21 protein-coding genes and 1 tRNA gene are annotated in these 22,678 nt (G+C 33.6%); 11 read left to right on the top strand and 11 right to left on the bottom strand.

Features of this window, described 5'->3' with window-relative positions:
• Positions 1–158 precede the first annotated feature (158 nt).
• From lysS to H3T96_RS08165, 5 genes are all read right to left on the bottom strand, one after another.
• Positions 159–1,673, bottom strand: coding sequence for a lysine--tRNA ligase (gene lysS, locus H3T96_RS08185; protein WP_144092069.1), 1,515 nt, complete (start codon positions 1,671–1,673; stop codon positions 159–161).
• A 31-nt stretch (positions 1,674–1,704) separates the two neighbouring features.
• Positions 1,705–2,803, bottom strand: a protein-coding gene (gene prfB / locus H3T96_RS08180) for a peptide chain release factor 2 (protein WP_143422390.1) whose coding sequence is annotated in 2 segments (ribosomal slippage) — positions 1,705–2,727 and positions 2,729–2,803 — 1,098 coding nt in all. Because the reading frame shifts where the segments join, the coding sequence is not laid out codon by codon here.
• 304 nt (positions 2,804–3,107) lie between these two features.
• On the bottom strand, positions 3,108–3,734 hold the full coding sequence (locus H3T96_RS08175) for a Fe-Mn family superoxide dismutase (RefSeq protein ID WP_065738203.1): 627 nt from the start codon (positions 3,732–3,734) through the stop codon (positions 3,108–3,110).
• A gap of 134 nt (positions 3,735–3,868) precedes the next feature.
• Positions 3,869–4,693 (bottom strand): VanW family protein, encoded by an 825-nt coding sequence (locus tag H3T96_RS08170; protein ID WP_144092071.1) that lies wholly within the window; start codon positions 4,691–4,693, stop codon positions 3,869–3,871.
• 27 nt (positions 4,694–4,720) lie between these two features.
• Entirely contained in the window at positions 4,721–5,449 is a 729-nt protein-coding gene (locus H3T96_RS08165) for a type 1 glutamine amidotransferase (RefSeq protein WP_039128322.1), read from the bottom strand.
• A 504-nt stretch (positions 5,450–5,953) separates the two neighbouring features.
• Between H3T96_RS08165 and H3T96_RS08160 the strand changes: the two genes are divergently transcribed.
• The 11 genes from H3T96_RS08160 (at position 5,954) to H3T96_RS14845 (ending at position 17,663) form a co-directional block, all read left to right on the top strand.
• On the top strand, positions 5,954–6,181 hold the full coding sequence (locus tag H3T96_RS08160) for a hypothetical protein (RefSeq protein WP_039128325.1): 228 nt from the start codon (positions 5,954–5,956) through the stop codon (positions 6,179–6,181).
• Between the two features lie 156 nt (positions 6,182–6,337).
• Positions 6,338–7,258 carry a hypothetical protein gene (locus H3T96_RS08155; RefSeq protein WP_086326254.1) on the top strand — a complete coding sequence of 307 codons (921 nt, stop codon included), beginning with the start codon at positions 6,338–6,340 and terminating at the stop codon, positions 7,256–7,258.
• Positions 7,259–7,347: 89 nt separating this feature from the next.
• Entirely contained in the window at positions 7,348–11,376 is a 4,029-nt protein-coding gene (locus H3T96_RS08150; RefSeq protein WP_144092075.1) for a toxin VasX, read from the top strand.
• Positions 11,377–11,391: 15 nt separating this feature from the next.
• On the top strand, positions 11,392–12,216 hold the full coding sequence (locus H3T96_RS08145) for a DUF6708 domain-containing protein (RefSeq protein ID WP_144092077.1): 825 nt from the start codon (positions 11,392–11,394) through the stop codon (positions 12,214–12,216).
• A 59-nt stretch (positions 12,217–12,275) separates the two neighbouring features.
• Positions 12,276–13,097, top strand: coding sequence for a DUF6708 domain-containing protein (locus H3T96_RS08140; RefSeq protein ID WP_144092079.1), 822 nt, complete (start codon positions 12,276–12,278; stop codon positions 13,095–13,097).
• 52 nt (positions 13,098–13,149) lie between these two features.
• Entirely contained in the window at positions 13,150–13,986 is an 837-nt protein-coding gene (locus H3T96_RS08135) for a DUF6708 domain-containing protein (protein WP_144092081.1), read from the top strand.
• Positions 13,987–14,038: 52 nt separating this feature from the next.
• Positions 14,039–14,872, top strand: a complete 834-nt coding sequence (locus H3T96_RS08130; protein ID WP_144092083.1) for a DUF6708 domain-containing protein — start codon at positions 14,039–14,041, stop codon at positions 14,870–14,872.
• 52 nt (positions 14,873–14,924) lie between these two features.
• Positions 14,925–15,746 carry a DUF6708 domain-containing protein gene (locus H3T96_RS08125; RefSeq protein WP_144092085.1) on the top strand — a complete coding sequence of 274 codons (822 nt, stop codon included), beginning with the start codon at positions 14,925–14,927 and terminating at the stop codon, positions 15,744–15,746.
• A gap of 52 nt (positions 15,747–15,798) precedes the next feature.
• The gene (locus tag H3T96_RS08120) at positions 15,799–16,611 is read left to right on the top strand and encodes a DUF6708 domain-containing protein (protein ID WP_144092086.1); all 813 of its coding nucleotides are present in this window, start codon (positions 15,799–15,801) and stop codon (positions 16,609–16,611) included.
• Between the two features lie 52 nt (positions 16,612–16,663).
• Positions 16,664–17,476, top strand: coding sequence for a DUF6708 domain-containing protein (locus tag H3T96_RS08115; RefSeq protein ID WP_144092088.1), 813 nt, complete (start codon positions 16,664–16,666; stop codon positions 17,474–17,476).
• A 52-nt stretch (positions 17,477–17,528) separates the two neighbouring features.
• On the top strand, positions 17,529–17,663 hold the full coding sequence (locus H3T96_RS14845; protein WP_255519009.1) for a hypothetical protein: 135 nt from the start codon (positions 17,529–17,531) through the stop codon (positions 17,661–17,663).
• A 415-nt stretch (positions 17,664–18,078) separates the two neighbouring features.
• Here H3T96_RS14845 and H3T96_RS08110 read toward each other — a convergent pair.
• The 6 genes from H3T96_RS08110 to H3T96_RS08085 form a co-directional block, all read right to left on the bottom strand.
• Positions 18,079–18,154 (bottom strand) — tRNA-Asn (locus tag H3T96_RS08110).
• 106 nt (positions 18,155–18,260) lie between these two features.
• The gene (locus tag H3T96_RS08105; RefSeq protein WP_144092090.1) at positions 18,261–18,851 is read right to left on the bottom strand and encodes a YiiX/YebB-like N1pC/P60 family cysteine hydrolase; all 591 of its coding nucleotides are present in this window, start codon (positions 18,849–18,851) and stop codon (positions 18,261–18,263) included.
• The gene (locus H3T96_RS08100; RefSeq protein ID WP_086326248.1) at positions 18,821–19,411 is read right to left on the bottom strand and encodes a biotin transporter BioY; all 591 of its coding nucleotides are present in this window, start codon (positions 19,409–19,411) and stop codon (positions 18,821–18,823) included. The genes H3T96_RS08105 and H3T96_RS08100 overlap by 31 nt, the downstream gene beginning before the upstream one ends.
• Positions 19,412–19,519: 108 nt before the next feature.
• Positions 19,520–20,152: an MBL fold metallo-hydrolase gene (locus H3T96_RS08095; protein WP_086326247.1), complete on the bottom strand. Its 633-nt coding sequence runs from the start codon at positions 20,150–20,152 to the stop codon at positions 19,520–19,522.
• Between the two features lie 20 nt (positions 20,153–20,172).
• Positions 20,173–21,561 (bottom strand): MFS transporter, encoded by a 1,389-nt coding sequence (locus H3T96_RS08090; protein ID WP_144092092.1) that lies wholly within the window; start codon positions 21,559–21,561, stop codon positions 20,173–20,175.
• Positions 21,562–21,687: 126 nt separating this feature from the next.
• The gene (locus H3T96_RS08085) at positions 21,688–22,653 is read right to left on the bottom strand and encodes a bile acid:sodium symporter family protein (protein ID WP_086326245.1); all 966 of its coding nucleotides are present in this window, start codon (positions 22,651–22,653) and stop codon (positions 21,688–21,690) included.
• Between the last annotated feature and the right edge of the window lie 25 nt (positions 22,654–22,678).

Here is a 22,678-nt window from a genome sequence, read left to right as displayed (position 1 = left end):
AATGTTTTAATGAGATAGAAATACCTAAATAAAGTTAATATCAAATTTTTTTATTATAATAAAAAATAATCTTGTAAAAAAGTTTGAGGTTAACTATACGTTTGAGTATAAAACCTCACCTATCTAATAATAAGTGAGGTTTATTATGGTAAGAAATTTTATTTTATTGGACGCATGGTCGGGAATAAAATTACGTCACGAATGGTATGGCTGTTAGTAAATAACATTACCGTGCGATCGATACCAATACCAAGTCCTGCTGTTGGCGGTAAGCCATGTTCAAGTGCAGTGATATAATCATCATCATAGAACATCGCTTCATCATCTCCAGCATCTTTTTGTGATACTTGATCAGCAAAACGTTGTGCTTGATCTTCAGCATCATTAAGTTCTGAGAATCCGTTACCAATTTCTCGTCCACCAATAAAGAACTCAAAACGGTCGGTAACAAATGGATTTTCATCGTTACGACGAGCAAGTGGTGATACTTCCGCTGGGTATTCAGTGATAAATGTTGGTTGAATTAAGTTAGCTTCTGCAACTTCTTCGAAGATTTCTGTAACAACACGACCAAGACCCCAACCTTTTTCAACTTTGATACCAACAGCTTTTGCAATAGCACACGCTTTATCAAAATCATCTAAATCGGCATTATTGGTTTCTGGTCGATAATGACAAATAGCTTCGCGCATGGTCATTTTGATGAAAGGTTTTCCAAAATCAAAAGTATGATCACCATATTGCACAACAGGATTACCTGTTACCGCAATGGCTAAACGACGGAATAACGATTCAGTTAAAACAATCAGATCTTTATAATCCGCATAAGCCATATACATTTCCATCATGGTGAATTCTGGATTATGTCTTGGCGATACTCCTTCATTACGAAAGTTTCGGTTAATCTCAAACACACGTTCAAAACCACCCACTACCAAACGTTTTAAATAAAGTTCAGGGGCAATACGCAAATACATATCAAGATCGAGCGCATTATGGTGCGTGATAAATGGTTTAGCCGAAGCGCCACCAGGGATCACTTGCATCATTGGCGTTTCAACCTCCATAAAGTGATGCTCAAGCATAAAGTTACGAATTTCTGTTACCACTTTTGAACGAGCAATAAAGGTATTACGCGACTCTTGGTTAGTGATAAGATCTAGGTAACGTTGACGATAACGCATTTCTTGATCAGCAAGACCATGGAATTTGTCAGGTAATGGGCGTAGCGCTTTAGTTAACAGACGAATTTCTTCACAGTGAATTGACAGTTCGCCAGTTTTTGTTTTAAACAAATACCCCTTAGCTCCAATGATATCCCCAAGATCCCACTTTTTAAATTGTTCATTATAAAAGTTTTCAGGTAGATCATCACGAGTAACATAAAGTTGGATTTGCCCAGCAACATCTTGTAATGAAACAAACGATGCTTTCCCCATAATACGGCGCATCATCATTCGACCAGCAACAGTAACGGTAATTTTATTTTCAATTAACTCTTCGTTAGTTTTATCGTCATATAATTGATGAAGATCGCTTGAAATTGCGTCACGGCGAAAGTCATTAGGGAACGCAATACCTTGCTCGCGAATATGTGCAAGCTTTTCACGACGTATTGCAAGCTCGTTATTTAACTCTTCAATATGATTTTGTTGCTCTTGCTGTGTTGACATAATTTTACCTTTTATTTATCACCAAGCAGGGTTATAAACCTGCTTTTAAGCTTTCTTCAATAAATTGATCTAAATCACCGTCTAAAACGGCTTGAGTATTGCGTGTTTCTACACCAGTACGTAAATCTTTAATCCTTGAGTCATCAAGGACATAAGAACGAATTTGACTGCCCCAACCAATATCGGATTTATTGTCTTCCATCTGCTGTTTTTCGGCATTCTTTTTCTGCATTTCAAGCTCATACAATTTAGCTTTCAACTGCTTCATGGCTTGATCTTTATTACTGTGCTGAGAACGGTTATTTTGACATTGCGTTACAATGCCTGTTGGAATATGGGTAATACGTACCGCTGATTCAGTTCTATTAACATGCTGACCACCCGCACCGGATGCACGATAAACATCAATACGAAGATCGGCAGGGTTAATATCGATATCAATATTATCATCAATTTCAGGGTAGACAAAGACAGATGCAAATGATGTATGACGACGGTTACCTGAATCAAATGGACTTTTACGTACTAACCTATGAACTCCTGTTTCGGTGCGCAACCAACCATAAGCATAGTCGCCAGATACTTTAATTGTTGCTGATTTTATACCAGCAACATCACCATCTGATACTTCCATAACTTCGGTGGTAAAACCTTTTGATTCGGCCCAACGCAAATACATTCTGAGTAGCATTTCTGCCCAATCTTGCGCTTCAGTACCGCCTGAACCTGATTGAATATCTAAATAACAGTCAGCACTATCGTAATCGCCAGAAAACATACGGCGGAACTCAAGGCCTGCTAATTTTTTTTCTAATTGTTCAAGTTCTAGATTGGTTTCATTAAAGGTATCTTGATCTTCGGCTTCAATAGCAAGCTCAAGTAAACCTTCGACATCGTCAAGTCCTTGCTCTAATGAATTAATGGTATTGATGATATCTTCAAGTGCTACTCGTTCTTTACCTAAAGCTTGTGCTTTTTCAGGATCAGCCCAGACTTCAGATTGCTCTAATTCGGCGTTGACTTCTTCTAGTCGTTCTTTTTTTAGATCATAGTCAAAGATACCCCCGAATCACAGCAGTGCGTTCGGTAAGTTCTGCGATCTTTGATTTAACCGGATTAATTTCAAACATGTTTTAAATTAGATGCTCAGTTTATGATTTTTAAATAAGCATTCATTGTAGCGGATTTAAGTATAATTTAGCAATTACCAATTTAGGCTTGGTTCATTGTGATTCAATAATTTTATCCAACAAAGTGAGGGATAAAGTAACATTATCAAAAAGAGGTGAACATTGATAAAAAAATGGTTCAAATTTTACAAAATAATTTAAACGTAATAACGTAATATAGCCACAATGGTAAAGAATAATTACTCTAAAACGATAATGACGCACAAGGCGTCATTATCAGGTAGTTTGGATAAAGTTATTTAAATTATTTTTTAGCTTCTGCGTATAACTCGGCGACTTTATCCCAATTAATGACATTCCAAAATGCCCCAATGTAGTCAGCACGACGGTTTTGATATTTCAAATAGTAAGCATGTTCCCAGACGTCAAGAGCCAAAATTGGTGTGCCAGATACACCCGCAAATTTTTCACCCATAATTGGTGAATCTTGGTTAGCGGTGGAAACAACTTCAAGCTTACCATTTTTAAGTACTAACCACGCCCAACCTGAACCAAAACGGGTTGCAGCAGCAGCAGAAAATTTCTCTTTAAATGCATCAATCGAACCAAAATCTTTTTCTATGGCAGCTTTCAACTCACCTTTAAGTTCAGTTCCGATTTTTAACAATTCCCAGAAAAGAGTGTGATTAACATGACCACCAACATTATTTTTGATGCCAGTAACTTTGTCTGATGGGACTTTATCTAGGTTTTTTAATAATGTTTCAGGACAAAAGTCTTTAACTTCAGCAGGTAATGATTCTAATAATGCGTTAGCGTTATTTACATAAGTTTGATGATGTTTATCATGATGAAGATGCATGGTTTCAGTATCAATATAAGGCTCTAAAGCATCATAAGCATAAGGTAGAGGGGGTAATGTATAAGCCATGAAATTGCTCCTTTCATTTATTGGTTTTTTACTTTTTATGTTAAAAGTATACGAGCTATTACTAGTGTCCACAAACTATTATTTAGATAGTTGATGACTATCTAATTAATGTAATTGCTGTACGATTTTTACGTTTAGTTTTGCTGAGTTAAATAAGGTGTATACATCATAATTGCATGATTTTCACTAATAAGATTTTCCTCTATCTGATTATCAAGCAAATGCGTTTTACGTTGCCATATCTTATTGTGCCTCGTGTATCCGCCCCACCATTGTTGCTCAATGACGTGATCAGTTTCGAATATTTCATAGTGATAAGATAGTGGTGTATTGGCTAGCAGTTCACCATGTAAGTATTCATCATCTAACCAAAGGTTAAGTCGGTAGGTTGTATTTGTTTTATTGAGCAATTGTAAATCTATATAGTTATAAGATAATGTTGCACCACAAGCAAATGGAATAGTGCGATTAACATCAGGAAAAACATCAAAACTATGTCGCCACCGTTCAATAATTGTTAAATCAGAGTGTAGTGCAATCCAGTAAATTAAATTGCCAAGTTGACATAAACCACCACCAATATCTTTACCAATTTGACCATTATGCAGTGAGAGACCTTCTAAAAAACCACGTTCTTTAGACGGCCGCCCCACTTTTTGCCAAATTGAAAATCGTTGATTGGGCTTAATTATCGAACCGTTAATCTGTTCAATCGCTAAGCGAAGATTAGTGATTTTGTTATATTGCAAATACATATCAACATCTTTTAGTTGTCTTAACAATACAGATTGATGTTTTTTATGAGAATAGCAGCAAGTATTATTATTCTTATCTATTACGCAATAGGCGTGGCGGTTGCGCCACCAATCTAATTTACGCTTAACGATAAAATACTCTTTACCTAATTTTAATCTTAACTGACTGCGTTTTTTAGGTTTTTCTACAACAGTGTTTTGCATACAACTCCATCCTAACCACTGAATTGATTATTTTTTTATAAGTGATAAATAATTAATGCTTAACTTATCAAGAAAAACAAAAAGCTTTAAATTCATTTGGCTATAATCATGTTTTCGTAACATATCGGGCGTATCAACAAAACGATAATTTGCAGCTTGATTCAGATCGTTTAACGAATGAGAAATGAGTTTTTCAATGACTTCATGTGTTAATTCTAAATGACACTGAAAACCATAAACCAATTTACCATAAGCAATAATTTGCCGCGGACAGCCTTCACTATACGCAATTATTTGTGCATCTTTTGTTAATCCCGGCATATCATTGTGCCAATGACCTACCGCTAATTCATCACCAAAATGCGTAAATAAAGAGTGATGTTTTCCAACTTCGGTTAATGTAATTGGGAATTTGCCAATTTCTTTTTCTGGGCTGTGTTCATGAGTCGCACCTAATGCCTCACCAATCAATTGTGAACCTAAGCAAACACCGATAACGACTTTCCCTGCTTCAATGGCTGACAAAATGACTGCTTGTTCAGCTAATGAATCAAAATGTGCACACTCTTGCTTTGTTGTTGCTGGTGATTGTGGTCCGCCCATGATAATTAAAAAGTCAATGTGATTGATATTATCAGGTAGTGCTTCACCAAGATAAACCCGCGAATAACTAATAGTATGTTGATGTATTTTCGCCCATTGCTCATAAGCACCTGGTGCTTCAAATTCTTCGTGGACTATAAAATGTATATGCATGGGTTCCTAATTCCTAATGTATTAAAATTATTATATTAATTGACAATAAACTTAGTATTAATTATCTCAAAAATACTCAACAATATATTAAGCAATAACAGTTATAAAAACAAAATATTTGTATTTCAATAATTATCATTTGCAATGATAAATTCAATTAATACCATTATCGTCATCTTTAATCACATTATTTTAAATAAATGCTAATTTTTAGCATTAAAATTAAATGAATAAGTGTTACAGTTAATTGACATTTTGTATCCATTATTTAGCTTGCTAACAGAGTAATTTTAATCATGCTAATAATGGTTATTTAACTATAACTTGATAAAAAAACACACATAATTAAGTTAAAAAAAATATAATAACAGATTGAAAATCATACAAATAAATTATATCCTTTTATACAAAATGTAATGTACTTATATTAAAGTTAATATTGGAAATATTTCATTTTAAAAAATAATAAATAAAATTTAGCTTGTCAGGATATGTAAGGAAGTAATGGAAACATCTTTTTTAAAAACAATATCAGCCAGTGTTAACGCACTTTCTAAAACGGTTTTAAAAAATCGTGATTCGCTTGAAATTGATATCATAGCCAATAGATTAATTTCTATTTTTCCAGTTGCAATAGACGAACAATTAAATCAATCTTGCGATTATTCAATTATTTCCACTTTCAGCTACAAAAAGTTATCGGTCAACCCAAGGTTAGATCTAATTGATTGATTTATTAAAATCAACGAAAACAACATTGAGTTGAGAATCATCGATAATGTCTACTTAAAATGTAACGCGATGAAAAAACGAGCGTTAACCAAAAAGAACTATTTTACTAAAAATGAGTGAAATTAATGATAAACGCTGTACGAAAAAAGGTTAAAAATGTTCAATGAACTAAATCGGTACGATAATTTTAGACGATATCGTTATCTTTTAATTGATAATAGGGTTGTACTTCATTGGGCAAATCCGTTATCACTTGAAAAACTAACTCAACAATTTGGCGAAAATAAAGCTTTTGGTGAGAAAAAACTAACAACAGTATTACGTACTGATCTAGATTACGATCCGAGTGTTTGCCCGACATTGATTCAATTGGCAGAGCCAAGTATATTAACCGATGATGTCATTATTGATGACATTAGCCGACAAGCCACATTAGAGCGTTTTTGGTCACAACGTTATATCTGTGCTTATCTGGTTAGTGACCAAAAACCGTCAGCGTTGGCAAAACAATTAATCAATATCGGTAATTCAATTGGTCGAACTTTAAAAGGATCGTATTACCCATTTTTTGAGCCTTTTCGGATGCAATTTTTAGATGAAGTGGGTTCAAATCAAAATAAAGCGTGGTTAAAAGCGCAATTTTCTCAAATTTACAACTATTATTATCCTTCAATTCATAATGGTAAATTTATTCAATTTACTGCTAATAAAGAAACTATGCCAGAAAAGAGTTGGGATGTTGATGACAATCTGCCTATTAAAAATATTCGAATAATTCGTACTTTGGTTAATGCTTGGGCAAATAACCGATTACAATTTGAAGAGCAACAATCTTTACCATTATCAAAAGATGTTATCACTGAGGCGACACAATTGGTTGAACAAGCCGAGCAATTAGGTTTAGTTGATGCTGGTGATATTTTATTTTGGGGAATTTGTGGCTTAAGGTACCATCAAGCCTTTACTCAAAATCCAAAAGTTTTAATGCTAACTGAGCTTGCTAAAAAAACACCTGGAACACTATCAACACAAGTTAATAATGCCAATATTATTATTGAAGGCACAAACATTAAGTAAATTAGATAAATAAAATAATAAAATAATAAAATAATAAAATAATAAAATAATAAAATAATAAAATAATAAAATAATAAGGAATAGCCAACATGCAAAAAGAAATAAATACCGCCAATCAAAATAAGAAACAAGCGGCTGGTAAATGTCCTGTATGTGAGCGGAAAGGGATTCCGGTGTTTTTACTGCGTCAGGCGGTAATTAAATTAGCTCCGTTTGAAGGCGCAAAAAGTGATCTTGATTATCAATCGTTAGCTAATTATGCACAAAAAATAAACTTTAAAAATCGCATGCCTGACGAACCGTTAAAAGATTATGGTTATATTTTGCGTACCCTGCGCAATGGTTATGTTTATGTGATGCAACAAAAAGGGGATGATATTAATACACGAATGCTTGAAGCTTATGAGTGTATTGATGGTGCATTACGTTTAAAAGATGCTTATAGTTTAAGTGGTACAGAACCAAGACCATTATCAAAAGCGTGTTACAATGCCTGTCACTCCATTCCAGCCTCATTTATTAATTTAGATGATCGAATCTATACCAATGCATGGGTAGCGTATGTATCACAACCTTGGTCTAGCGAAACAATTAATCAATATATTAAAGAACAAGACAAACTGGCACTGTCTCGTTTTACCCATATTGATATAACCAAATTGAAAGACGATCCCAATCAAGCAACTAACAATCGAGCAGTACCTTTTGCGGATATTTTTGGCAAAGCGGATGATACCGAAAGTGTCAGTAACGTACTTGAATTTAGAATAAAAAAAGCCCCATTGACAAACTTCAAATCGGCACATCCATTTGTCAGTCTTTATAATCAAAAACGTTTATTTGCCTACCATGTCAATCAATTATCAGATTCCTCATGTGGTGTCGTTGTGGAAGACACCTTTGGTATTGCTGAAGAGCTAAACTCTCAGCGGCTTTCGCATTTGCATATATTTAATGAAAAACCGCTGACCGATGACGAATTAAAACTTGCTGAAGAAAGTATTGATAATTTGGATGACATTGATAAAGAAACCAAAATTTATGAACAACGTGCCAAAAATATGCTCAAAACAATCAATCCAGATTTGCAACAACGCTTTAAATATTATGAAGCTGGAATGTTAAAAAAACGGATGATATTTGAATTGATGACTCAGTACCGTCAGTCAATTGTAACGTCTTATGATCGTGAAATTGCTAAAGTAGAGGAAGTGATTGAAAAAGTTGTAAATTCTGGTAATGATCATGTTGGCTATAACGGTATTCCCGTATCAGCAGGAATGCGAGCTAGAATAGGCAGACTATCGTCAGACAAAAAGCAAGCATTAGACGATTTTGATGATTGTGTTAATCAAGATACAATTCAGAATTTTACTAGCGAATTAGAGTCAGCTTATAACGAAGTCGTTAATTATTGTCGAGAATGGTCACAAGATTATTATACTTATGTTCGCTGGTTGTTTGGTAAGCAAGAGTTTATATCGGACTATGGTGAATCAAAACCAAGCAGTTTTAACCTAGTCCATTTTTGGCAACGTGAATTTGATTTTTCGGTTGAAACAGCCTTGATGGCGCATGTAACAGAAGTTACGCAAATACTATTAGATTCAACCCATTCAGAAATAAAATTTGCCAATGATAGTGCCTTGTGGGATGAACTGCTTAGCAATCCAGAAAGTATCTATTACATTATTGACTATAATAATCCTAAAGGTATTGATCGTGATGAAGAAGTGTATGTTGAACTGACGGATAACCGACTGCTCAAACCTAACGATATAATATCTAATGTATTGAATTTTACACCTGTTGTAAATAAAGTAATTGAAGAAGTAAACAAAGAAGCACTAAAAAGAAAACAATATATATTAGAACAGAATAAAGCACAGTTAGAAGCTGAAATTAAAATCAATCAGCAAAAAATAGAACAACTGGAAAGCAAAAAAAAGAGTATTCCAGTCCATAATCAAACTGAAATTCAAGAATTGATAAAGGCAAAAAGAAAGTACAATGCTGAAATTCAAACATTAAATAAAGAGCTTGAAAAGGTTAATCAACAAATGTCAGAAATGGCTCAACCAAATGTGTCAAACTTAGGGCAGAGCGCTAATAGAAATGATTTATTAAATAATACCGCTCTTAAAAAGCAGGCTGTACTAATTAAAGATAAATTACATATACCTATAAAGTCACAGTGGATGCGACTTAACGCTTTTGATCAACTAGCCAGAATCGGGGCGATGCCCGTTGAAATTAATATACAGATAAAACCTGAGAATATCGCTAAAATCCAAAATTTAATTACTCAAATGCAGCGAGGTTTTTTTAATCGAGGTCTTTATCATCCACACGAACAGGAATTTTTGCAAAATTTTGACATTGATGAAAAGGTAACCAAAACAGGTACAACTAAAACCAGAAAAGCCAAATTTACGCTCTGTTTTCCAGACAAAGTAACAAGAAGTTTATTTGTCGAGTTTATTAAGAAAACCAATGGGATATTAAAACCATACGAATTAAAAAAATTTATTGAAAGTGCGTATAAAGACTATTTTAAGCTAATTTATAAACAAAAAAATCTTCAAGCACAGCTTGAGAATGCAACCAAAAATAAAACGTCAATCAATGAAAAAATAAATCAAGGTAGTAGCAAAAATACTAGCAATAAAACCACAAAAATCAACCAAAAAATAGAAAAGATAGGAGATCTTTCAAACAAAAATAAAATTGATTTAGAAACAGTCATTAATAAAATTGAGCTAGAAGGCGTTAATAGCGAAATTAAAATTGGAAAAATAACATTTGCCATTAATCTGGCAGTGGATGCAATATCATGTGTTGTCACTTTGATGAATATAAAAGACACTCTCAAAGAGTGGGGAGTTGCTAAAGAGGGTAGTGGCGAACAAAAAGTAAAAGTACAACTAATAAAAGATGTGGTATCACTAGCTTTAATGAGTATTGATTTAACCAGTCAATACCAAAATATTAAACTCAATAAGCAATTAGAAAATGCTATTAATACCAATAAGCAAGCCATTCGTAGTCAATTAAAATTAAATACTCTAATTAATAAAACAGTTTCCAGAGTAACAGCAGTAATCACCGTTCTTGAAGCCATTGGCGAGTTAAAAAGTGCCTTTGATATGGTGGATATGGAAGATAAAACTTATGTTACTTATAGATTTCTTGGTTCTATTGCTTCAATTATTGGTATTGTCATAGCTTTAATCGGTACTTTGGTCACCATCATTATAGGTGTTGCTTTAATGATAGGTGGTGCATTAGCTATTATATTTAGTAAAAAGTATGATAAATTCACGCCTATTCAGCATTGGTTAAATCGTTGCTATTTTGGCAAACAAGCAGAGCTGGAATATTTAGGTTATGACGCTTATCATGAAGAAGATCGCTATTCACACAGTGGTTTTGGTTTAGCACTCAATGACTATATTGTTATGCTCTATGGCATTCAAACCTTTATCCGTTTGCAATCGCTTTATAATGGTGCCCCTGTTGTATCAATAGGTGATTCTGCCAATATGTTTCAGGAACATATCTATTTTTATGTGGATATTCCCGATTTTGCCAAAGCCAATCCTAACGAAGTGCTAACGGCTTCCATTCGTTTATATCTTTATAACTGGGAACATCTTGATAACCAATCCAGTGTGATAACCGATAAATATATCGATTTAAAATGCCGCGTAACAACCAACGGTATTGAAGTTTTAGAGATTAAAAATGGTCCTGGAACCGACAAATATATTTGCACCGATAAAAAAGTGTATTTCAATAAATATGAACTGCCGTCATTAATAAGTAAGTTTCCTTCCTCAACTGGGGAGCGTTATATCGATGAACCGGCTGAATTTCAATTAACGCAAACTCTAGCGAATGGAACAAAAGTGATCGAAAGCAAACCAAAATTTAGTGATATTAAAAATGTTATGGTTAAACAAGGTGATAGTATTGACAGTGATGGGTTAATTATTAACAAATGGATTGCAGGTACAATTGGTGCTAATAGTATTAAAAAATACCATATAATCATTGAATATAATAACCGTGAAGCAGTCCCATTAATCATTACCAAAAAGTCTAACAAAATTAATTAACGAAAAGGAGCAACAATGCCATCACAATATCGTCCACAAATATTAGGCTGGATAGGGGATTTAGATAAAGGCTCAAAAAATATTTCAGGTGCCGATGATCGTTTACTGTATGCTAACGATAACTATTGCGCTTTCCTTCGCAAAACATCTTCTGATCAGATTTTTTATTTATGTATTAGTGGTATTATTACATTTTTATTGATTTTCATTATACCAGTATCAATATATTTACTTACACTAATAAAAATAGATTCTAATAGTCATAAAGCTATATTTTTGATTCCGTTAATTATTATTTTGTTTGTTATTACTCTATATTTAATGATTCCCGAATTATACCAAAATCTTTTTACACGAAAAGGTAGTCCAATAATCTTTAATCGTAAAACCAATAAAGTGTATATTAATGAAAGTTATTTTTTTAATTTTACTTCGTTTAAAAATCCGATTCATTTTTTACAGCCTAATAAAAAACGAATAAAAGAGTATGATTGGGCCGATTTACATGGGGTTGTGGTGCATAACTTTTCCACCTATTCACTCAATACTACTATTTTAATGGTGTGTGAGCCGGGCACGCATAAAACTATTGACCATGTGCTATTAGATCCACTGCGTAATGGTATTGGTAGTTATCAGGTTTGGGGATGGATCAATAATTTTATGTGCTTTAACGATCTAATCAGTTTAAACGACGGGAAATATACGTGGGAGCAAGAAACGCCTTTTAAAAAGGATATCATTCAAGATCAAGGCTGGCCGGAATGGATGGTTGAAGCGTTTAACGCCCTGTCGCCCGAGCATCTGAGTGAGATTAAGCAAAAATATGATGTGCAATAACTAGATCCCCCCAAGAAATAAAAACAAAGAAAGAGAAAAAGGAATAATTAGGAAAAACAATGCCATCACAATATCGCCCACAATTATTAGGCTGGATAGATGATTTAGATAAAGGTACGAATTACCTTTCAGGAGCCGATGATCGCTTACTGTATGCCAACGATAACTATTGCGCTTTCCTTCGCAAAACATCTTCTGATCAGATTTTTTATTTATGTATTTCTACAATTATCATTGTGTGTTTAATTCCAGCAATCTACATATGCTTTTTGTTAATTTTTGATTTAATTTCTAAAAAGGAAAATTTTATATTACTTATTGTTATTATTGGACAAATTTTTTCCTTTCTTGCCATATATCTAATGATTCCTGAATTATATCAAAATTTTTTTACACGGCGAGGATGTCCAATAATCTTTAATCGTAAAACCAATAAAGTGTATATTAATGAAAGTTATTTTTTTAATTTTACTTCGTTTAAAAATCCGATTCACTTTTTAAAGCCTAACAAAAAACGAATAAAAGAGTATGATTGGGCCGATTTACATGGGGTTGTGGTGCATAACTTTTCCACCTATTCACTCAATACTACTATTTTAATGGTGTGTGAGCCGGGCACGCATAAAACTATTGACCATGTGCTATTAGATCCACTGCGTTATGGTATTGGTAGTTATCAGGTTTGGGGATGGGTTAATAATTTTATGTGTTTTAACGATCTAATCAGTTTAAATGACGGAAAATATACATGGGAGCAAGAAACACCTTTTAAAAAGGATATCATCCAAGATCAAGGTTGGCCGGAATGGATGGTGGAAGCGTTTAACGCCCTGTCGCCCGAACATCTGAGTGAGATTAAGCAAAAATATCATGTGCAATAACTAGATTGCTCAAGAAATAAAAATAAAGAAAAAGAAATAATTAGGAATAACAATGCCATCACAATATCGCCCACAATTATTAGGCTGGATAGATGATTTAGATAAAGGTACGAATTACCTTTCAGGAGCCGATGATCGCTTACTGTATGCTAACGATAACTACTGTGCTTTTCTTCGTAAAACGTCATCTGATCAGATTTTTTATTTATTTATTTCCTTAATATCAATATTATCCCTTACTTTTTATATAATTTTTTATTTTTCATTTAATTTTAGTTTTAGTTTTGAAATCTCAATTGATAATGATGAAAAAATTATAGATATTTTATTATCATTAGGCGTTATTGTCAGTTTGTTTGCTATATATCTAATGATTCCCGAATTATACCAAAATCTTTTTACACGGCGGGGATGCCCAATAATCTTTAATCGTAAAACCAATAAAGTGTATATTAATGAAAGTTATTTCTTTAATTTTACCTCGTTTAAAAATCCGATTCATTTTTTACAGCCTAATAAAAAACGAATAAAAGAGTATGATTGGGTCGATTTACATGGGGTTGTGGTGCATAACTTTTCCACCTATTCACTCAATACTACTATTTTAATGGTGTGTGAGCCGGGCACGCATAAAACTATTGACCATGTGCTATTAGATCCACTGCGTAATGGTATTGGTAGTTATCAGGTGTGGGGATGGGTCAATAATTTTATGTGCTTTAACGATCTAATTAGTTTAAACGACGGAAAATATACGTGGGAGCAAGAAACACCTTTTAAAAAGGATATCATCCAAGATCAAGGTTGGCCGGAATGGATGGTTGAAGCGTTTAACGCCCTGTCGCCCGAACACCTTACTGAAATTAAGCAAAAATATCATGTGCAATAACTAGATTGCTCAAGAAATAAAAATAAAGAAAAAGGAATAATTAGGAGCAACAATGCCATCACAATATCGTCCACAAATATTAGGCTGGATAGGGGATTTAGATAAAGGCTCAAAAAATATTTCAGGAGCCGATGATCGTTTACTGTATGCTAACGATAACTATTGCGCTTTTCTTCGTAAAACATCATCTGATCAGATATTTTATTTATATATTTTTACTATTGCTTTTATTCTTTCAATACCTTTAATTTATTTATCTATAACTATAATTTTAGATTTAGATTTAGATTTAGATTCTGATGAAAACACTTTAATATTTATCACTTTTATTGTTATGTTAATTGCTTCTTTTGTTGGATTATATTTATCTATTCCTGAAATTTACCAAAATCTTTTTACACGGCGGGGATGTCCAATAATCTTTAATCGTAAAACCAATAAAGTGTATATTAATGAAAGTTATTTCTTTAATTTTACTTCGTTTAAAAATCCGATTCATTTTTTACAGCCTAATAAAAAACGAATAAAAGAGTATGATTGGGCCGATTTACATGGGGTTGTGGTGCATAACTTTTCCACCTATTCACTCAATACTACTATTTTAATGGTGTGTGAGCCGGGCACGCATAAAACTATTGACCATGTGCTATTAGATCCACTGCGTTATGGTATTGGTAGTTATCAGGTGTGGGGATGGGTCAATAATTTTATGTGCTTTAACGATCTAATCAGTTTAAATGACGGAAAATATACATGGGAGCAAGAAACGCCTTTTAAAAAGGATATCATCCAAGATCAAGGCTGGCCAGAATGGATGGTGGAAGCGTTTAACGCCCTGTCGCCCGAACACCTTACTGAGATTAAGCAAAAATATCATGTGCAATAACTAGATTACTCAAGAAATAAAAATAAAGAAAAAGGAATAATTAGGAATAACAATGCCATCACAATATCGTCCACAAATATTAGGCTGGATAGGGGATTTAGATAAAGGCTCAAAAAATATTTCAGGTGCCGATGATCGTTTACTGTATGCTAACGATAACTACTGTGCTTTTCTTCGTAAAACATATTCTGATCAAGTTTTTTATTTATGCATTTTTACTATAGTTTTTATTGGATTAATACCGACAATTTATTTAGGTTTTTCATTACTATCTGACATACTAGATAAAAATGAAAATTTAATTTCACTTCTTATTATTATCGGACTAATTGCTTGCTTTCTTGCTATATATATATCTATACCCGAAATTTATCAAAATCTTTTTACACGGCGGGGATGCCCAATAATCTTTAATCGTAAAACCAATAAAGTGTATATTAATGAAAGTTATTTCTTTAATTTTACCTCGTTTAAAAATCCGATTCATTTTTTACAGCCTAATAAAAAAAGAATAAAAGAGTATGATTGGGCTGATTTACATGGGGTTGTGGTGCATAACTTTTCCACCTATTCACTCAATACTACTATTTTAATGGTGTGTGAGCCGGGCACGCATAAAACTATTGACCATGTGCTATTAGATCCACTGCGTTATGGTATTGGTAGTTATCAAGTCTGGGGATGGGTCAATAATTTTATGTGCTTTAACGATCTAATCAGTTTAAATGACGGAAAATATACGTGGGAGCAAGAAACACCTTTTAAAAAGGATATCATCCAAGATCAAGGTTGGCCGGAATGGATGGTTGAAGCGTTTAACGCCCTGTCGCCCGAACACCTTACTGAGATTAAGCAAAAATATCATGTGCAATAACTAGATTGCTCAAGAAATAAAAACAAAGCAAAAGGAAAAATTAGGAATAACAATGCCGTCACAATATCGCCCACAATTATTAGGCTGGATAGATGATTTAGATAAAGGTACGAATTATCTTTCAGGTGCCGATGATCGTTTACTGTATGCTAACGATAATTATTGTGCTTTCCTTCGTAAAACATCATCTGATCAGATTTTTTATTTTTGTATAAGTTTTATTTGTACAATTGCAAGTATTTTTTTAATACCCTCGTTAAGTTATGCGCTTTCAAGTTGTAATAGTAAAACTGTTTACTTTTTATTATTAACATTTTTATTTTGTTTTATTTTAGTTTTATATCTAATGATTCCCGAACTATACCAAAATATTTTTACACGGCGAGGATGCCCAATAATCTTTAATCGTAAAACCAATAAAGTGTATATTAATGAAAGTTATTTCTTTAATTTTACTTCGTTTAAAAATCCCATCCACTTTTTACAGCCTAATAAGAAGCGAATAAAAGAGTATGATTGGACCGATTTACATGGGGTTGTGGTGCATAACTTTTCCACCTACTCACTCAATACCACTATTTTAATGATGTGTGAGCCGGGTACACATAAAACTATTGACCATGTGCTATTAGATCCACTGCGTAATGGTATTGGTAGTTATCAAGTCTGGGGATGGGTCAATAATTTTATGTGCTTTAACGATCTAATCAGTTTAAACGACGGAAAATATACGTGGGAGCAAGAAACACCTTTTAAAAAGGATATCATCCAAGATCAAGGCTGGCCGGAATGGATGGTGGAAGCGTTTAACGCCCTGTCGCCCGAGCATCTGAGTGAGATTAAGCAAAAATATCATGTGCAATAACTAGATTACTCAAGAAATAAAAATAAAGAAAAAGGAATAATTAGGAATAACAATGCCATCACAATATCGCCCACAATTATTAGGCTGGATAGATGATTTAGATAAAGGTACGAATTACCTTTCAGGAGCCGATGATCGTTTACTGTATGCCAACGATAACTATTGCGCTTTCCTTCGTAAAACATCTTCTGATGAGATTTTTTATTTATGTATAAGCTTCATTTGTATAATTGGGAGTCTTTTTTTGATACCATCATTAATTTATTCACTTCCAAGTTGTAACAATAAAGCTATTTACTTTTTATTATTAGCTGGTTTAGTTTGTTCTATTCTGATTTTATATGTAATGATTCCTGAACTATACCAAAATCTTTTTACACGAAAAGGATGTCCAATAATCTTTAATCGTAAAACCAATAAAGTGTATATTAATGAAAGTTATTTCTTTAATTTTACCTCGTTTAAAAATCCGATTCACTTTTTAAAGCCTAATAAAAAACGAATAAAAGAGTATGATTGGGCCGATTTACATGGGGTTGTGGTGCATAACTTTTCCACCTATTCACTCAATACTACTATTTTAATGGTGTGTGAGCCGGGTACGCATAAAACTATTGACCATGTGCTATTAGATCCACAACGTAATGGTATTGGTAGTTATCAAGTCTGGGGATGGGTTAATAATTTTATGTGCTTTAACGATTTAATCAGTTTAAACGACGGAAAATATACGTGGGAGCAAGAAACACCTTTTAAAAAGGATATCATTCAAGATCAAGGCTGGCCGGAATGGATGGTTGAAGCGTTTAACGCCCTGTCGCCCGAACATCTTACTGAAATTAAGCAAAAATATCATGTGCAATAACTAGATTGCTCAAGAAATAAAAATAAAGCAAAAGGAAAAATTAGGAATAACAATGCCATCACAATATCGTCCACAAATATTAGGCTGGATAGGGGATTTAGATAAAGGCTCAAAAAATATTTCAGGTGCCGATGATCGCTTACTGTATGCCAACGATAACTATTGTGCTTTTCTTCGTAAAATGTAATGGTTATATCTAAGATTTGCTCTGTGATCTGAATAAAAGTATTTGGATTAGATTAAATAAAAACATTGCCATATTGAGCACAAAACTGATAAAAACATAAATTATCGAGACTCATCTATTTTTTAACGTTAAATTAGAAATTATTTTTATAAACTAACGAGCATTTTTGTTCAAGATGGTTGAAAGATACGTTCTTTCCCAATCTCTGTATTCATTTAAGATAACAAAAAAGCGTGATTGATAATTTTATTTTTTAACATATTGAATAAATTTAATTGTAGTATGGAGTAAGTAATTTTTATTTACTCGTTTATTTATGATTTTTAAGAAATTTATTAATAATGTAAAGTTAGAATAATACTAAATGATAATTGAAATTTGGCGTTTTTATGGCAGATAAAATGATGTGAGAAGTTGGCTCCTCCAACAGGACTTGAACCTGTGACATACGGATTAACAGTCCGCCGTTCTACCGACTGAACTATGGAGGAACCGAAATGTAGCGCGCATATTATAGATTTAATGGCGTTATGTCAATAGTTAATTATCTAAAATTTCTTTTTTGTTCAATTTTTAACTTATTATTGTTATTTAATATTATTTGAGTGTCAGGATTGTCTTAAATAGTTCTTTTTGTCTTAATAACTGTTGTGGATGTGAGCCGAGCTCTCCTTGAGGGATCGGTTGTTTTAATTCTCGATAATAATTGATCCAATAGGGGAGAATCTGGCCAGTGGTTAAATTCTTAAAATTCATAGGATAGAGTTTAAAATAGTTTTTACCTGATTCATACTTAAAAGCATAAGTAATAAGTTGACTACAGTAAAACCCTTTAGCATCTGAACGAAAACTGTGGTTATAGGGCAATCCTAAACAGTCTTGAACACGAATTAATGCATTTTTAATAACAACGTTATCGCTAATCGTTGCAACCACATTATATTGGGCGGAGCCTAAAAAAGATTTAAGTGGTTGCTTGATTACTCCATGCTTTTGGGTCGCCTCAATAACCAGATCATTGCCGATATATAAGCCGACATGGCTTATTTGATTAATTATATCGTTTGAACTAGGCAAAGAACCAGAATGAGTAATTGCCTTACTAAATTCGCTTTCCTCATTCTGAGATTGAAAAATGATATCGCCAACTTGCATTTTTATTGATGTTTTTTCGCGTGATAACGCCATAATGAAAACATAACACAAGTCGCAATGATAAACTTGAGCGCATCAACACCAACGAAAGGTAAATAACCCACTTGTAATGCTTCGGTAAGTGAAATATGAAAATAACCCATTAAATAAGTTACACCAAATACAAAGATTAATTGATGAGCGCAAGCAAAGGCGATTAATCCTAAAAGAAAGCGACGATCATAACCTTTTTCAGCAGCAAATCCGGCGATATAAGCACTGAATGCATACCCATATAGGTAACCAGCAGAAGGTGATACTAGCGCCATAAATCCACCACTACCATTAGCAAACATTGGTAAACCGAGCGCACCTAAAAACAGATATTGAAGAATCGCTAATGCACCTAGTTTACGACCTAGACAAGCACCAATCAGTAAAACACCTAAAGATTGTAAGCTAAAAGGTACTGGGTACGTGGGAATGCTGATATTCGCCGCAAGGCCTAGCAATAGTGCTGCACTGGTGGTTGTACATAATTTGCGTTGCCAAGATGATAAATTGAACAGCGTGTTAATGAATGTAGGGTAATATGTTGTTAATTGTTGTTTCATTATTTTCTACCATTAAAAAATAAACAGTAGTGCCATAATAATACAAAAATTTATAATGTAAACTATTTTGAAATAAAAAAGTTTACATTATTGTTTTCAACATTTTAATTAAACTAAGAAAGGATTGGTCATTCGTTCATTTCCAAAACTTGACATTGGACCATGACCAGGAACAAATATAAAGTCATCGCCAAGAGGAAATAGTTTATGGGTAATTGATGAGATGAGATCGGCATGATTCCCACGAGGAAAGTCTGTTCGTCCAATACTGTTTTTGAAAAGTACATCCCCAACAAAAGCAATTTTATCTTTTACATTGATAAATACAATATGTCCAGGAGTGTGACCAGGGCAAAATAGGACATCAAGCGAGATATTGCCAATCTGAATTTTATCGTTCTCTTTTAACCAACGATCAGGTAAAAAACTTTCGGTATAAGGAAAACCAAATTGCATCGATTGTTGTGGTAAGGCAGTAAATAAGAACTCATCTTCTTGGCTAGGACCAATGATTTTGACATCATAGTGTTTAGCTAATTCAGCAGCTACACCAACATGATCTAAATGTCCATGTGTTAATAAAATTTTTTTAATATTAACCCCCAGTTTTTCAACTGCTTTTTTGAGTAATTCTGGCTCTCCACCGGGATCAATAAAGGCAGCCTCATTTGTTTCATCACACCAAATAATACTGCAGTTTTCTTGAAAATCCGTTACTGGAATGATTTGATATTGAAACATAATTGTTATCTCCTTGTCGCTTAATGCCGAGCCGTTAAATTCTCACCATCTTGTTTTTTCAATTGAGCAAAAATCATGCTTGATAGCATGGTTACAATACCCAGTATAACAAAGGTTAGTTGAAAAGCGTGAATAGTCGTTGTTGTGTAACCAAATAATCTTACCAATAAAGCACCAAAACCAGTACCAAAACTGATCGCCAACTGTTGATTGACGGCCATTAAACTATTGCCACTACTTGTGCTTTCTCCTTGTAAATTTGCTAACGTTATACTGTTCATTGAAGTAAATTGCATTGAATTGACGCCACCAATACAAAATAGCAAAATCCCTAATATCAAAAGTGGGGTAGTTAAGTTTAATAACGACATTAAAAGGATTAAAATTCCTGCCAAAATGGTATTTGCTATTAGCACGAAACGATAGCCTAAACGACCAAGAATCCGAGTAATAAAGAACCTTGTACAAATTGATGCAATTGCCATTGGCATTAGCATCATTCCAGCGAAAATTGCCGAATAACCGAATCCAACTTGTAGAAATAAAGGAATAAGAAAGGGCACACCAGAAATACCTAATCGACAAACTAAATTACCAATAATTCCTATTTTAAATGTTCTTATATCAAATAAAGAGAGTGGAAATAAGGGGGCTTGTTTCTTTTTCGCATAGCTGCGATAAATAAATAAAAAAGCAAGGCTAATGACAGCGAGAGCCAGAGGTAAATAATATTGTTGACCTTGATTTAAACATTCAACACTAAGAGTTGCACTAATAAAAGTAATAACGATAAATATAAATCCAAATAAGTCAAAAGGCATACGTTCACCTTTTATGTTCGGCATATATCTTAAGCTAATCATTACCCCAATAATACCAATTGGTAAATTAATAAAAAAGATCCAGTGCCAACTTACCATATCAACAAGGTAGCCACCTAAAACAGGCCCTAGTACTGGGCCGATTAAACCCGGAATTGTTGCTGTGTTTAACGCCGCTAAGAACTCATTACGTTTAAATGCTTTAATCAAAACCAAACGTGAAACAGGTACCATCATTGATCCACCAATACCTTGAATAACCCTTGATATATCTAAAAAAACTAATGAATTGGATAAAGCACAAAGCAATGATCCTAAGGTAAAAAGTGATACGGCCATCACAAAAATATTTCGTGTGCCGAATTTATCCGATAAAAAACCACTTACAGGAATAAATAATGCCAATGTTAGCGCATAACATATTACTGCTGATTGCATGTTCAATGGTGATTCATTAAGGTCTTTAGCCATCGTTGGCAGAGCAGTATTTAAAATTGAGGTATCAAGTGATTGCATAAAAAATGCAAATGCGGCAATCCAAGGTAATATTCGATAAACAAAGGGCGGTAACTGTAATTCGCTATTCATTTTTTCAGCCTAAAATTGATTAATATGCTGGGGAGAGAAGGATCATAGTAAATCCTAAGGTCATACTCTCCTACGCATGATTAATGCGTAAGAGAGTGAATGAATTCTATTTTACAATATTCACGATTAATTGTTAGATTTTTTCTTATTTTTAACGGGTTTCCCTTGCCAATAACCAGCCAAAATCGAACCTGAAATATTGTGCCAAACAGAAAATACGGCAGCAGGTAGTGCTGATAGGGCTGAAAAATAAGTAGTGCCTAGAGTAGCGGCTAATGCGGAGTTTTGCATACCTACCTCTAATGACATAGTTCGACAAGTTGATTCATCAAAGCCAAATAATTTTCCTCCCCAATAACCACCTAGTAAACCAATGCCATTATGAATAATCACAGCAAAAATAACTGTTATACCAACTTGGCCAATTAGATCATGACTACCAGCGACAACAATACAGATAATTAATAAAATACAGATCATTGACATCAATGGTAAAAATCGTTCGCATTTTTTTACAATTGAATGTAAGAAGTGGTGGACAATCAAGCCTAGAATAATAGGAATTAGAACAATTTGGATAATATGCACTAACATATTCCAAACAGGAACTTCAACAGTTGTACCAACGAGTAAAAGCGTAAGAATCGGGGTAACCACTACACCAACAAGGGTTGAAACCGACGAAATGGTCACTGACAATGCCACATCACCTTTAGCTAGATAAATCATCACGTTGGAGGCAGTTCCACTCGCTACGCTACCAACTAGAACCATCCCTACTAATAGCTCTGGTCGCATAGTAAATAACTTAGATAAGATTAAAGCGGTGAGTGGCATAACAATGTAATGCAGTAGGGTACAAATTATAACTGCTTTAGGCTTAGTCACAACTCTTTTAAAGTCATTAATACTTAACGTTACCCCCATAGTAAACATTACAAACATCAATAAGTGTGATGTATGTGGTTGTACTGGAACGAATGTATTTGGTGAAAAATAGGCGATTATTGCACAAAGAATTGCCCATAACGGAAATAATCGAGTAAGTGAAATGATGGATTGCACAAAAAGCTGACTATGACGTTGAGACATAAAGCACCACCTTGTGGCTTATTAA

The organism is Gilliamella sp. W8136 (genome assembly GCF_016101285.1).
Taxonomy (GTDB): domain Bacteria; phylum Pseudomonadota; class Gammaproteobacteria; order Enterobacterales; family Orbaceae; genus Gilliamella; species Gilliamella apicola_N.
Note: the sequence above shows the minus strand (reverse complement) of the source record. Positions and strands in the feature narration are given on the sequence as shown.